General features: G+C 63.6%; 14 protein-coding genes and 3 pseudogenes. 13 read left to right on the forward strand and 4 right to left on the reverse strand.

Annotated features, from left to right (window positions below; genetic code table 11):
* The first annotated feature begins 104 nt into the window (after positions 1 to 104).
* The 9 genes and pseudogenes from NG698_RS22025 (at position 105) to NG698_RS15005 (ending at position 4,146) form a co-directional block, all read left to right on the forward strand.
* Complete coding sequence (locus NG698_RS22025) at positions 105 to 311, forward strand: hypothetical protein (RefSeq protein ID WP_445260438.1); 207 nt, start codon at positions 105 to 107, stop codon at positions 309 to 311.
* A pseudogene (locus tag NG698_RS22030) lies at positions 308 to 424 on the forward strand (rhamnogalacturonan endolyase family protein); the annotation flags it as partial. The gene NG698_RS22025 and the pseudogene NG698_RS22030, both read left to right, overlap by 4 nt.
* Positions 425 to 573: 149 nt before the next feature.
* Positions 574 to 618, forward strand: a pseudogene (locus NG698_RS22035) (hypothetical protein); the annotation flags it as partial.
* Positions 619 to 697: 79 nt separating this feature from the next.
* Positions 698 to 832: a hypothetical protein gene (locus tag NG698_RS22040; RefSeq protein WP_374209936.1), complete on the forward strand. Its 135-nt coding sequence runs from the start codon at positions 698 to 700 to the stop codon at positions 830 to 832.
* Positions 829 to 1,101 (forward strand): hypothetical protein, encoded by a 273-nt coding sequence (locus tag NG698_RS22045; protein WP_445260439.1) that lies wholly within the window; start codon positions 829 to 831, stop codon positions 1,099 to 1,101. The genes NG698_RS22040 and NG698_RS22045 overlap by 4 nt, the downstream gene beginning before the upstream one ends.
* Positions 1,102 to 1,185: 84 nt before the next feature.
* Positions 1,186 to 2,268 (forward strand): rhamnogalacturonan lyase family protein, encoded by a 1,083-nt coding sequence (locus NG698_RS22050; RefSeq protein ID WP_374209934.1) that lies wholly within the window; start codon positions 1,186 to 1,188, stop codon positions 2,266 to 2,268.
* Positions 2,269 to 2,296: 28 nt separating this feature from the next.
* Positions 2,297 to 3,130: an aldo/keto reductase gene (locus NG698_RS14995; RefSeq protein WP_252610772.1), complete on the forward strand. Its 834-nt coding sequence runs from the start codon at positions 2,297 to 2,299 to the stop codon at positions 3,128 to 3,130.
* 134 nt (positions 3,131 to 3,264) lie between these two features.
* Entirely contained in the window at positions 3,265 to 3,531 is a 267-nt protein-coding gene (locus NG698_RS15000; RefSeq protein ID WP_252600666.1) for a GlsB/YeaQ/YmgE family stress response membrane protein, read from the forward strand.
* 111 nt (positions 3,532 to 3,642) lie between these two features.
* Complete coding sequence (locus NG698_RS15005) at positions 3,643 to 4,146, forward strand: hypothetical protein (protein ID WP_252600667.1); 504 nt, start codon at positions 3,643 to 3,645, stop codon at positions 4,144 to 4,146.
* Positions 4,147 to 4,295: 149 nt separating this feature from the next.
* Here NG698_RS15005 and NG698_RS15010 read toward each other — a convergent pair whose 3' ends face one another.
* Together NG698_RS15010 and NG698_RS15015 are read right to left on the reverse strand one after the other, a co-directional pair.
* Positions 4,296 to 4,559, reverse strand: coding sequence for a DM13 domain-containing protein (locus NG698_RS15010; protein ID WP_252600668.1), 264 nt, complete (start codon positions 4,557 to 4,559; stop codon positions 4,296 to 4,298).
* 755 nt (positions 4,560 to 5,314) lie between these two features.
* Positions 5,315 to 6,142, reverse strand: coding sequence for a putative protein N(5)-glutamine methyltransferase (locus tag NG698_RS15015; protein ID WP_252610774.1), 828 nt, complete (start codon positions 6,140 to 6,142; stop codon positions 5,315 to 5,317).
* Between the two features lie 293 nt (positions 6,143 to 6,435).
* Between NG698_RS15015 and NG698_RS15020 the strand changes: the two are divergent.
* Positions 6,436 to 7,107: pseudogene (locus NG698_RS15020) on the forward strand (alpha-amylase family glycosyl hydrolase); the annotation flags it as partial.
* Positions 7,108 to 7,126: 19 nt separating this feature from the next.
* On the opposite strand, the gene NG698_RS15025 reads toward NG698_RS15020, so the two are convergent.
* Positions 7,127 to 7,537, reverse strand: coding sequence for a DUF302 domain-containing protein (locus NG698_RS15025; protein WP_252610776.1), 411 nt, complete (start codon positions 7,535 to 7,537; stop codon positions 7,127 to 7,129).
* 68 nt (positions 7,538 to 7,605) lie between these two features.
* Here NG698_RS15025 and NG698_RS15030 point away from each other — a divergent pair, with 68 nt between their 5' ends.
* From NG698_RS15030 to NG698_RS15040, 3 genes are all read left to right on the forward strand, one after another.
* Positions 7,606 to 7,848, forward strand: coding sequence for a DUF4158 domain-containing protein (locus NG698_RS15030; protein WP_252610778.1), 243 nt, complete (start codon positions 7,606 to 7,608; stop codon positions 7,846 to 7,848).
* Between the two features lie 219 nt (positions 7,849 to 8,067).
* Positions 8,068 to 8,502 (forward strand): rhodanese-like domain-containing protein, encoded by a 435-nt coding sequence (locus NG698_RS15035; RefSeq protein ID WP_252610780.1) that lies wholly within the window; start codon positions 8,068 to 8,070, stop codon positions 8,500 to 8,502.
* A 225-nt stretch (positions 8,503 to 8,727) separates the two neighbouring features.
* Positions 8,728 to 10,722: an ABC1 kinase family protein gene (locus tag NG698_RS15040; protein ID WP_252610782.1), complete on the forward strand. Its 1,995-nt coding sequence runs from the start codon at positions 8,728 to 8,730 to the stop codon at positions 10,720 to 10,722.
* Between the two features lie 267 nt (positions 10,723 to 10,989).
* On the opposite strand, the gene NG698_RS15045 is transcribed toward NG698_RS15040, so the two are convergent.
* Complete coding sequence (locus tag NG698_RS15045; RefSeq protein ID WP_252610784.1) at positions 10,990 to 12,648, reverse strand: SHOCT domain-containing protein; 1,659 nt, start codon at positions 12,646 to 12,648, stop codon at positions 10,990 to 10,992.
* Between the last annotated feature and the right edge of the window lie 501 nt (positions 12,649 to 13,149).

Genomic DNA, 13,149 nt, shown 5'->3' on the forward strand with positions numbered 1-13,149 from the left:
CATTTACAACGTTCTAAATACTCGGGATTTTCGCCGGGCGCAAGGGTTGATTTGTGGCGCATATCCCCACTAGGTTACTGGGGAAGCGTTTTCCCAATCCAAAATTGAAAGGATTCACTGATGAATCCGAGCAGGATATCCGTGCGCCGTTTTCGGTGGCCACAGCTGCGGGCCTTGCCCTGACCGTGGGTTGCCTCACCACCCCGGCAGCCGCCGTCGGGCCTTCCGCGAAGCCCGCCAATGCGGGCATACAGCTGGATTACTTGGACCTCGGGGGGGTGCTGCCGGCACATCCGAGGGCGTCTTCCTGAGCTGGCGCCTCTTCGGCCACGAAGCAACCGGCTCGTCCGCCACAGGCCTCACCGGCACCGACTTCAATTTGTACCGCGACGGCCAGAAGCTCGCAACAGTCACAGACAGCACGAACTACCTTGACGCCGCCGGAACCGCGTCGTCGGCATATGACGTGCGTGCCGTCGTCGCGGCGTTGAACTGGACCGGAGCGCCACTGCCACCTCGTGGGGCGGCAACTCCAAGGACGTCTCCCAGGTCGACTACACGGGCAACACCTACGTGGACACCTACAAGGCCGACGGCACGCTGCTCCACCGGATCGACCTGGGCGTCAACATCCGGTCCGGCGCCCACTACACGCAGATGCTGGTGAACGATTTTCGACGGCGACGGACGTTCGCCAATGATGTTCAAGACAGCCCCGGGCACCAAGACCATCTCCTACAATCCGGACGGCTCCGTGGGCGCAGAGTCCTTCATCTCGCTGCTGCAGAAGGACCTCGACGCCGGCCATTCCAACTCCGACGATTACGGATGAGCGCCGCCGACTACTACCAGCACATGGTGGACACGTTCCTGGGCTGGCGCGACCACCCCGAGGTCAGGGCCGGCAACTGGCCCGCCACCCTGGAAGAAGCCTTCGGCATCGCCCCGCAGTACCAGTACCCGCTGTCCCGGCCAGATGCCGAAGCGGTGACGGGCTACTTCATGGATGTCTACGCGCCCGCCCGGAGTGCCCGGAACGTGTTGCGGGCCTTTGAGGGCTTCATCGTTTCCGGCCCCGAATCGAACCCGGCAACCGCGTAGACAGGTTCCTGGCCGGCGTCGCATATTTGGATGGCAAGAAGCCCGCCGCCGTGTTTGCCCGCGGCTATTACACGCGCAGCACACTTGCCGCCTACAACCTGGGACGGCGCCAACCTCTCCCCGGTGTGGAACGTGGACTCGGGCTGGGCGCCCATGACCAACCCCTTCAAGGACAGCCCGCACGGCCGGGACGGCACGGACCCCGAGTTCGGCACCCTCACCACGCAGGGCTTCCACTCCCTCAGCGCCTCCGACGTGGACGGTGACGGCAAGCAGGAAATTGTGTACGGCTCGGCCACCATCGACGACGACGGTTCGCTGCTGTACAGCTCGTCCGACACCATGCCGGCCGGCAGCGCCACCCCGGGAGAGGAGGCCCGGCTGGGCCACGGCGATGCCATGCACGTCACGGACATTGATCCGGCCCGCCCCGGCATCGAAAACTGGGCCATTGGCATGCAGTCGGCCGACGGAGACAAGCTCTCCGCGACCTCGCCGGGCACCAACATGAGCATCAGATGGGCTGCCGACATGACAACCCAGATCATCAACGGCTCCGGGGACCAGACCCCCACCATCGATGACTGGAAGCGCGGCCGGCCGCTCACCGCCACGGACACGCGCACCAACAACGGCACCAAGGGCACGCCGAGCCTCGTTGCAGACGTGGTGGGTGACTGTCGGGAGGAAATGCTGGTCCGGACGGCGGACAGCTCGGCGCTCCGGATGTACCTGAGCACCGAAGTGACCAACCACAAGCTCTACACGCTTATGCACGATCCGCAGTACCTCGCCGAGGTGGCCCGGCAGAACACCACGTACAACCAGCCCTCGTACACGGACTTCTATCTGGCCTCGGACATGCACTTCGGTGATGTGCCGCTGCGAGCGGCTTGGCTCCCGGGCAGCGTGAAGGCCATCCAGCAGGCATTGGAGGACCTGGTTGAGGCCGGCGATCTAGCGGGCCCGGTCGCGAAGCAGCTGGCAGCGAGTGTTCAGCAGGCGGCGAAGGCAGTGGACGACGGCGATGCCTCCCAGGCGGCACAGGCCATCCAGCGCTTTGTGAAGTTCCTGGACCAGCAAAAGAAGCCGGATCAGGTATCCGACGTAGCGCGAACAGTACTCGACCACCAGGCCGGAAATATTCTACGGGCGTTCGAAGGCTAGGAAGGCGAAAGCACGGCAGACTGTTGAAATGACTCTCTCACCGCTCATCACGCTCAATGACGGCCACGGCATCCCGCAGCTGGGGCTCGGCACCTGGCCGCTGGACGACGAACAGGTGACTGCCGCCGTCGTACATGCCCTGGAAGCCGGATACCGGCACATCGATACGGCAGTGAAGTACGGCAATGAGGAAGGTGTTGGGAACGGCATCCGCGCCAGCGGGGTGGACCGGGGCAAAATCTTCGTCACCACCAAGCTGGACGGCCAGTTTCAAGGCCAGGACCGCGCGGTGGCGGGGCTGGAGGGGTCGCTGATACGCATGGGGCTGGACTACGTGGACCTGCTGCTGATCCACTGGCCGCTCCCTGCGCGTGATGATTTCGTCTCGACGTGGAGGACGTTTGAGCGGCTGCAGGCGGAGGGCAAAGTCCGGTCCATCGGCGTCTCCAACTTCAAACCGGCCCACCTGGAACGGCTGCTGGCCGAAACCGGCGTGGTGCCGGCCGTGAACCAGATCCAGCTGAGCCCGGCGATCACCCGCGTGGCCGACCGCGAGTTCAATGCCCGGCACGGAATCGTCACCGAATCGTACAGTCCGCTGGGCGGCTCCGGAGCCAGACTCCTGGGTGCTCCACTTCTGGCCCAACTCGGAGAAAAGTACGATAAAACGCCCGCCCAACTGGTGCTGCGCTGGCATATTCAGCAAGGACTTGTAGTCATTCCAAAATCAGGCGATCCCGAGCGGATGCGGGAAAACCTGGACATCTTCGATTTCTCCCTGGATCGGCAGGATCTCGCGGAACTTGCCATCCTGGACGAGGGGCCCGGCGCCGGAAACGATTCGGACGCGACAGGCCACTGAGCGGGCCCGAACAGGCTTTCCATGGAGATTCGGAGTGGCGAAAATAAACTAAGCATGATTAGTATTGGGGCAGAGGGATTGAAGCGTACCCGGGATCCGGGGACCTCCCTGATGTAGGAAGAAGGAACGACAAAATGGGTTTCTTTGCATTTTTGATTCTTGGCCTTATTGCCGGCGCGATCGCTAAGGCGATCCTTCCGGGCAAGCAGGGTGGCGGCTGGATCATCACCCTCATTCTGGGCGTTGTCGGTGCGTTCCTCGGCGGCTGGCTCGGCGGAATGATTTTCGGTACCGGCCTGCAGGAGTTCTTCTCGCTGCAGACCTGGCTGCTCGCGATCGCAGGCTCGATCATCGTGCTGCTGGTTTACAGCATGGTCACGAAGCGGAGCGTCCGCAGCTAGCTTCGTCACCGGCATGAAAACCGGCCCTGGGACAACATCCTGGGGCCGGTTTTCATTCCCCCGGCCAAGCTGATCGGGGACTGACACCTTCTCAACGAGCAGGAGTTCACTATGAAATCAAAACTTCTTTTAGGTATTGGAATCGCGGCAGGTTACGTCCTGGGATCGCGGTCCGGCCGGGCAGCGTACGACAAGCTCAAGGCCAGGGCGGCGAGCATCTGGGACAGTAAGCCGGTCCAGGACAAGGTCAGTGCCGCCACTTCGGCCATCAAGGAGAAGGCTCCCGAGGTGGCGGACCAGCTCGGTGAGGCCGCGCGCCGGGCGGGCACAGTCATCGGCTCGGCCATCCACCCCGACGCCGCGTCCGGCACCAGCAAGTCCAAAACGTCCGACGCCGGCGCCTCGGTGGGTGCCCCCGGCACCGCTGCGGTTGGCAGTGCCGCTGTGGGCGATCACGTCCCCGCCCACAGCACGCACCCGGAAACGGTGAACCTGGGGACATCGGACGTTGAGTCAGACCCCGCGTTCAATGACAACCAGGGCCAGGACTGGTCCGGTGAAGGCGGCGCCACTGCTGCCGGCGCAGCCACGAACGTTGACCCCCGACGGGAATGATCGGGGATCGTTGCCGGGACGTTACGCAGGATTCGCCGTGTGACACGGAAGCCACGTTGAAATTGTGCTAAAAATGGTCGATGCTGGCCGCCGCGCTCCTTGGGGGACGCGGCGGCCAGCCACGCCTCAGGTTATTGCCAGATGCCGTCTCAGGTGACCAGCTCGGCAGCACCGAATGACACGCTGAACTGAACGCACCACAGGTCAACTGACGGGTACTTCGACAGGTCAACGTCGGCGGGAATCTGGTAAACCTGATTGCCCTGATTTCCCTTGATCAGGCCGCTGACCGATGCAACGGACCAGCCGTAACCGGGTTTGAAGTCTTTGGGGCGACGGCGGCAATACCGCCGCTGTTCTGGCTGCGGCGATGGCCTCGGTGAACGCTGCCGGCGCCGCAACCACCCGGCCATGGATCACCGCGCGAGCCAGACAAAGACGCTACTTCTCGCACTGCCTGACCACATCCGAATCGTTCAGGATCCCACTAGGTGTTTCCGGAAAGTCCCTGTTCTATGCCAACAAGCAGAGCGGGGACCATCGTCTGACTAAGGGCGTGATCGCATGCGACCCGAGCCTGAAGGGGGCACCAGCAGGGCCGGTTTCGCCACAGGTCGTGCAAGACTGAAGGCTTGGTGCACGGGGATGCAGCAGAAGCCGGAGCAGCGTTGGCTACGCCTGCACCTCCCACAGGGAGTCCAAGGCACAGTGCTGATCCCATAGCAATTTTTGAAGTTTTCTTGATCATTTTCAACATCCCCACATCTTGAATCGATCGGGAGGACTCGCATCCTGGGCGCGGGTGCCCTATTTGTGCTGGCCGCGGTAACTGGCGGCGGAAGCGTGGTGATTGCTGGATTCCTACTTACAGGCGCTCAGGTAGGCATCCTGGCGGGTATTGCCGGATCGTACGCTGCGGTCTTGGGGTACGTCTCAACCTACATCTGCTAGTCCCACGGTGGTCCAAAGCCAACAAGGCCAAGCCGGGCGCTCTGGACTCAGGTAAGTTCTTCGAGATCCGCAGGGGAAAATCAAAGTCCTAGGGTCCCGAGATTGAAAAGGGAGCTTGCTTTTTGAACTGCTCCCTTTCATCTTAAAAATGATCCTGGACTACTGCTACGAGCAGATTCGGTTCTCGCCGGACTTAACGGCAGTCATCCACCCACTACTAAAGTCGGGCCCGGCCGACTACAACGGTGCCGTCCAGTTCTTCCGAGCGGACGGTCCGGACCGCGAAGCCCGCACTCGCCAGGATCGACGCCGTCCCTGCGGCCTGCCGCTCGCTGGTTTCGATGATGAGATTCCCGCCGGGCCGCAGCCATTCGTTGGCCTCGGCAGCGATGCGGCGGTGGAATTCGAGTCCGTCAGCGCCGCCGTCGAGCGACCAAAACGGTTCATGCTCACGTGCTTCGTGGGGCATGGAATCTATTGCACCGGTGGGGACATAGGGTGCGTTGACAGCCAGAACACGGATCCGTCCCTTGATGGCGCGCGGTAGCGCATCGAACAGGTCGCCCTGGTGGACCTCGCCACCGACGCGGCCAATGTTCCGGCGGGCGCAGGCCACCGCGGCATGGTCAATGTCCGCCGCATGGAGTTCCAGCCCCCGAATCCAGAAGGCGATGGCGGCCCCCACCGCACCGGACCCGCAACACAGGTCCACAACAACGGCGGGCTCCGAACTCTCCCGGTGCTTCCGCTTCGGGTCCGCCGAGAGCAGGGCTGCGGCCTCACTCACCAAGAGCCCGGTGCGGCGGCGCGGAACAAAAACCCCAGCATCGAGCTCAATCCGGAGTCCGCAGAACGCGGCCCGGCCCAGGATGTGCTCCAGCGGGTACCCGGCAACGCGCCGGTCCACCGCCGCAGCGATTTCGGCCGGGCCGGACACCGCGGCGAGGAGAAGCCGGGCTTCCTCCTCCGCAAAGACGCACCCGGCCGAGCGAAGCCGCTCAGCGATCCCAGCAAGGGACTCAACATCCAATTCAGTGGCTGACATGGGTACACCTTCCGCAATCCGATGGGCGCCGAGCGCCGTCGCCCGCCTCTGAATGTACGCGAAGGTAGCCCTGGCCGCCTATCTAAAAAGACTGGATTTATTCAGTGCAAGCGCTTACAGTGTGCCGTGGTTCACCTGGCGATCGTTCCTCGACTGCCCTCGCGACCGCGTATCTGACCGCCAACTGATGCCGCCCCACTCGCAACTCCACAGCAGCCTGTACAGCAACGCCGCTACCAGGAAGGTCTCCTGACGTGAACACACGCACCCGCAGACAACGCCTCAACAACCCGCTGACAACATGGCTGGGACTGCTCGCCGCAGCCCTGGTCGCTTCCATTTCCGTCCTCCCGGCGCACGCGGCGCCGGGCCCGAAAGACCCGGGGTCGTCGTCGGCCCATCACTCCCTCCGAGCCCCGGTGACGGACGAGAATTTCTACTTTGTGATGGCCGACCGCTTCAGCAACGGTGACACAAGCAATGACTACGGCGGCCTGGGCAGCGACCCCATAGTGTCCGGCTTCAACCCGACGAAAAAGGGCTTCTACAACGGCGGCGACCTGGCCGGGCTGCTCGACAAGATCGACTACATCCAGGGCCTCGGCACCACGTCCATCTGGCTCACGCCCAGCTTCAAGAACAAGGCGGTGCAGCCCGAGGACAATTCGGCCGGCTATCACGGCTACTGGATCACCGACTTCACCCAGATCGACCCCCATCTGGGAACCAACGACGAGTTGAAGGCCCTCATCGACGAAGCCCACTCGCGTGGCATTAAGGTGTACTTCGACATCATCACCAACCACACCGCGGACGTGATCGGCTACGAAGAGGGCGCCCGCAAGACCTACGTTTCCAAGGACGCCGAGCCGTATAAGACCGCGGCGGGTGTGGCGTTCGACGACCGCGACTTCGCAGGGTCGAAGGATTTCCCGGAGCTTGATGCCAAGACTTCTCTGCACTTTGCAAGTGCCTACGCTCTGATCAGGCGGAGATTTCCTTCGCGTCACCGATCCGGGCCAGGGCTTTGCGAAGTCGCGCATCAGCGTCGTCCGCGACCTCCCGAACGGCGGGGCTGACGCTGAGCTCGACCATTGTCTGGGGGTCGATGGCTTCGATGGTGGTTACGCGTGCGTTCTTGCTTCGTCGGACAACGACGTTGCAGGGAAGCAGCGCACCGAGTTCCGGTTCGGCCGGGAGGGCGCGGCTGGCCAAGGCGGGGTTGCAGGCGCCAAGGATTACATAGTCACCGACGGCGTCGGCGGCGTCGGTTCCAAGCTTTGACTCAAAGGTGGCCCGGACGTCGATTTCCGTGAGTATGCCGAAGTCGTGTTCCCCGAGCGCCTCACGGGTGCGCTGGACAGCGTCCTCCCAGGACAGGGGGTCGAGGACCACCCCGCGGAAAAGTAGCGCTAAGGATCAATCCGACCGCAACGATTGCTAGCGTCGATCGTTGAGAGAGCATGGCTGGTGAATATTTAACGGCTGCCGAAGAGGCGGCGTACGGGCGGTATGCGCATGACGCTCCGGAACAGTCGGTGCTGGAGCGGTTTTTCTTCCTCGATGACTTGGACCGCGAGATGGTGGCGAAGCGGCGAGGCGACCACAACCGGCTCGGGTTCGGACTCCAGCTTGTGACCCGTAACGTCATCTGGGTGCCTTCCTGGATGATCCCGTGGATGTTCCAACCGCTTCTAACCGGGTAGAACGTTTACATAGGCGAGTACACGGCAAATATTACAAAATGAGCCCTGTGTTTCCGCGCCTTTTCAGACATGCCCTGGAGTGTCTTGCGAACGATCGTTTATGCCTCGAAAGGTTTCCACCGCCGACGCCGGGGTGGAATGCTACCGCGGCGGCGCGCCCGGCGGCGTTAGGGTGGGAGCATGGGAGTCGAACCAGCCGTAATAAAGCGAATGTCGAGAATGCGTCCTCAGGATCCGGCCAGCGTGCCCCGGGAGGTGGGGGGCGAACCGGATCTGGTGGTGGTGGACACGAGTTGGGGAGAGCTGCAGCCGCTGCAGTGCGCGCCCGGGGTGGTCACCCTCGGCGAGCTCGAACTCCTGGAGCAGATCAGCGGCGGCGCGGTCCTGATTGACGGCCGCGTGCCTGATTCCCGGGGCGGGGTCACGATTCCAGGCGCAGTCAACATCCCCCACGACCGGATCCTGGATTTCAGGGATCAACTCGACCTTTCGAGGCTGAGCGTGTTCTTCTGCAACGGCCCGCAGTGCCCGCAGTCCCCGGCGGCTGTCCGGGCGCTGGTGGAAACCGGGTATCCGGCCTCCGCTCTGGCGTATTACCGAGGCGGATTGCACGACTGGGTCACCCTGGCCATGCCCACGGAACGGGTCACGTGACCGCCTGTGCCTGTCACAGCACCGAGGTCAATGGCGACACCGCGCACGGGGTGCTACCGGGGTCAGAGCCTGAACCTTACTCGCGTCTGTGGCCGGTGTCGCCGTTGACCTCGGTGCTTGACGGGAGACCGGCAGCCCGTGTAACGGCGGTCGCAACGATGGCACCGGGCGGCCTTGTGGAGCATTCCGCGCATTTGACTCGGCCGGTGGACAAGGGGACTTTCCATGATTAACACCGTCATCTTCATCTTCATCATCCTTGAGGCATTCCTGGTCGCTATCGCTGCCCGGAGGGTACTCGGTGTGCCAATCGGATGGCCCCGTTCTGCGCTGATTGGCCTGTTGGTGATTCTGGGCCTGCGCTCCAACATCAGTTTCGTTCTGGACTATGCCGGACTTCCGCAGAATCAGGTATTGGCCTTTCCCTCGCCAATGGCCCTGTTGTTCATGGGCTTGGCGGCAGCATGGATATTCGCGCTGGGAGTTGCGGCCCTTGTCGTTCTGGAGCTCGCTGTTCCGACCGGCACGCTTCCCCGGATATCCGTGTGGCTGCGGGGCTGGAAGGCCAGGCGCCACCGGGCCAAACGGTACACGCAGGTGATTGGCATCGCGGCCAGGCACGGTTTGGGGGCATACATCCGGGGCCATCGCGGATCCGATCCGCACGCAGGGCACACCCGCGTTGCCCGGTCCCTCACTCTGGCGCTCACCGAGGCCGGCGTGACGTTTATCAAACTCGGGCAGATGCTGTCCGCACGCACCGATTTGATACCGGAGGAATTCGTCGTCGAATTGTCCGCGTTGCAGACACGGGCCGAACCCGAGCCGTGGCACGATATTGAGCCGGCCATCGCCGCGGGCCTGGCCCGGCCCGTTTCCGAGGTTTTCGAGCATATTGACCCAGTCCCTCTGGCTTCCGCGTCCATCGCCCAGGTGCATCTGGCAAGATTGCTCGACGGTGGCGACGTCGTGGTGAAGATCCAGCGCCCGGGGGCGAGGGCGCAGGTCGAATCGGACATCGAAATCATTCTCCGGCTGGCCCGCTGGCTGAACAAAGCGACGCCGTGGGGCCATTCACTGGGTGTCTATCGTTTAGCGGAGGCGTTTACCGTCGCGTTGGGGGAGGAACTCGACTACCGGGTGGAACTGGACAATATGCGCATCGTTGGCGCGATTATGGCCTCCTACGACGGCGGGAAGATTGCCGTCCCGTCCGCTTGCACGGACTATTCGACACCCCAGCTGCTGGTCATGAGCAGGCTGGCCGGCACGCCTGTCGGGGAAGCAGCAGAGATGCTGAACTCGTTGGGCAGCGACGTGCGCAGGAACGCTGCTGAAAAACTATTCAAGGCCGTGCTCCATCAGATCATGGTGGCCGGAGTGTTTCACGCCGATCTGCACCCGGGAAACATCGTTGTCGATGAACATGGCGGCCTGGGGATGCTGGACTTCGGTTCGATCGGCCGGCTGGACCAGACGACTCAACGGTCCTTGATGATGCTGTTGCATGCCGTCGACACCAACAACGCGGTCGCTGCCGCCGATGCCCTCCTTGACCTGATCGAGCGCCCGGAGGCGTTCAACGAACGCCGATTCGAGCGTGACGTCGGGCTCGTGATCATGCGGTACCGCACGGGCTTTGGAGGGGCCGGAAGCACCAGCATGTTCACAGCCCTGATCACCCTTATCACCGGTCACGGTGTGGCGGTCCCAGCACCGATCGCCGCCACCTTCCGTGCCATGGCGACCCTGGAGGGCACCCTGTCGCTAATCAGCCCCGACTTCGACATGGTCGCCAGCGCGCGGGCGGACAGCCGGGAAATTCTGGCGGCCGAATTCACGAAAGATTCGCTAAGGGAGAACCTGGAGAAACAGCTGCTCATGGTCTTGCCTGTGCTGCAACGACTCCCACGGCGAATCGACAGGATCACCGAGGATCTGGAACAGGGCCGATTTTCCGTGAACATCCGCACCGTTGCGAACAAGACTGACCGGGGCTTCTTCACTGAAATTGTAAAGCAGCTGAATACGACACTCCTGGCCGGCGCCGCGACCCTCGGAGCCATCCTGCTGATCACCAGCAGCACAGGACCCATGCTGACGCCCACGGTCCCGTTCTATGGCTTTTTGGGATTCGCCATGCTGTTTGCGGCGTTTGTACTGGCCCTGCGCGCATTAGTGCTGGTATTCAAAAGAAACCCCGGACCTCCTCTGGAATAGAGCCCTTCAGCGGATCCCGGTCCAACCACCTCCTCCCGGAGGAATCCAGATCCTTCAATGCCCCACGCAACCGGACGTCCGCGTCGGCGTCGAGCCGGCGAGGGCTTGTTGCGCGGCACCAAGCCGGGCAATCGACTGCGCCCACGGGCTGCCCTGTCAGTTACCAGGAAAGAGAAGGCCCCGTGGGGCACCCCTGCCCCGGGGCACCACGGGCGACCGGCGGAACCGGTGACATCGACGCACCGAAATGAACCAGGACATGACGGATCAGAGACTGTCGCCGCTCCCGGAGTCTCCATCCCAGCCGGCGCCGTTACCGGAATCGCCGCCGTGTCCGCCGCGCAGGATCGAATCGATCAGAATTCCGCCCAGCACGGCTCCCCCGAGGCCCCCGCCGCACCCACGGCTCCCGAACATGCCGCCGCCATAGCCGCGGTTGTCCAGGCCGCCGAAGCCCTGCACATCGGACCGCGCGAGCTCTGCCGCCCGGGATGCCAGAACCCCGGCCTGCTGCGCGTAGGTCAGGGAAGATCCAGGATTCCTCTGCTGGATGGAGAGCGCGGTGTCCAGATTGCGTTGCGCTTCGGCCAGGCGTGTCCTGGCCCCGGGTCCCACACCGCCGCGGCGGGCGGCAATGTAGTCCGAGGCAACCGAGATCCGGGCCTGTGCATTCATGATAGCCTGCTGGAGAGCCTGCCCGGCGCGCCGCGCCTGATCCTGCTGGTTCCGGACCCCGGAGAGGGCCTGATCCAGGCCTTGGCGCGCCGCTTCCATGCGCTGCAGCGCGGCGATCGGGTCGATCCTTCCTGACTGTAGCTGCTGTTGCACCTGGTTCAGGACCGCCTCGGCGCCTGCGACGGGGCCGGCGAGGTCGGTGTGCTGGCCGGCCGCCATGGTGGCCTTGGCCTGGGCGAGGTCCTGGGCGGCGTCCTGCACCGCGGGGTCGAGATTGGTCCGGGCGGAGTCCAGGTCGTGCGAGACCTTGCCGATGGCGTTAACCAGCACGTTGGTCTGGTGCAGGCCTTCTTCGGCAGCACGGACAGCGATAGCCGCGGCGCCCGGGTCAGCCTCCGTGAGCTTCTGCTGTGCGGTCTGCGCGGCGGTGTCCAGAAATTTCAACCGTTCCCGGGCCTGGGCTATGTTGTCCGAGACCGGGGCCACCGCCGCGTCGGAGTACCGTGCGCGCAGCCCGGTCATGGCATGCTCAGCGTCCGCTACCTTGGCCGCTGCCTCGGCCCGTCCGGCCCGGAGCAGTTCGAGTGCCTGTGGTGCGTTCTTTTCGAGCTCACGCAGGGAGTCGAAGGAGACTTTCTGTTCGGCCAGGGCATGGTTGGCCGACTCGCAGCGGCTGATGATCTCGGTATACGATGCCCACTGTTGCTCCTCGGTGGCCGGGATCGCGTCGTCCAGCTGCTGCTGGAGTTTGAAGGACTCGCTCAGGTCTGACTTGGCATTGGCGAGGGCCTTCGCATAGGGCGCAACGGAAACATCCCCGAACTGGGCCTGCGCGAATCCTGCTTCCTGCTGGCCGGAGCGCACGGCGTCGTCGGCTGCTATCAGCAGCGACACGGCCCGTTGTTTCAGCTCCGGAAGGCTCGGCGCCGCTGGCTGATCGCCCGGGCCGCCGTCGCGTGGATTTATCCCCGGTTTTTCCGGCTGTATCCCCGGGCCGGTAAGCAGCGCCAACCGGTCGCGGTATTGCTGCGTGTCCAGCTCGCCGCCGGCGTAGCGCTGATCGAGGATCCGACGTGCGTTGCTCCTGTCCGCGGCGTTACGGTTCTGCCCCGGTGCTGATCCCGTTCCTCTTCGGCGGGTGCCACCGGACAATGCCCGGGCCGCGAGAGCCGCCACTAGAACAGCGACCGCGACCGGGAGTAACCAGAATAGCCAGGACACGTCCATACCGGACCCGTACCCACCCATCATGGGGTGCCTCCTTCAACCGGCCCTACTCCGCAGCCGTCTGGTTCCAGACTACGCCAACATACCCCAGGGGGTGTATCACGAACTCTGGCCCCGGGCGGCGCCCTGTTCGGATCCGCGTGGAAATATGACTGCTGCGCCCGGCCGTGCCGCCGGACCCGAGGACGACTCCCGGCGGTATGATCAGGCCAGGGACGAGAGCAATAATCAGGGCATCCACACATCTGCCAGAGCGCGCTCAGAGACACTGGTGGTCCCGCAGCAGCCATGGGCCCGGGACGCGGAGCTTCCTGACCTGGCGCGGCCCCGCGTCCGGCGGGTACCCACGACCAGAAGATCGGCCCCGGAGGTGGCCTTCAGCAGTACCGCGGCGGGCAACCCCTGGGTCAGCTTGCCGGTGACTGTGTTTCGTCAAGTTAAAGTAGGCCATTTCAGCGCTAAGAATCAGGCCACCGCGGCAGGTTCTTAGACCATTTCAGCAGTTTGCTCATTTCATCAACGCAT

Source organism: Pseudarthrobacter raffinosi (genome assembly GCF_023913735.1).
In the GTDB taxonomy this organism is placed as follows: Bacteria; Actinomycetota; Actinomycetes; order Actinomycetales; family Micrococcaceae; genus Arthrobacter; species Arthrobacter raffinosi.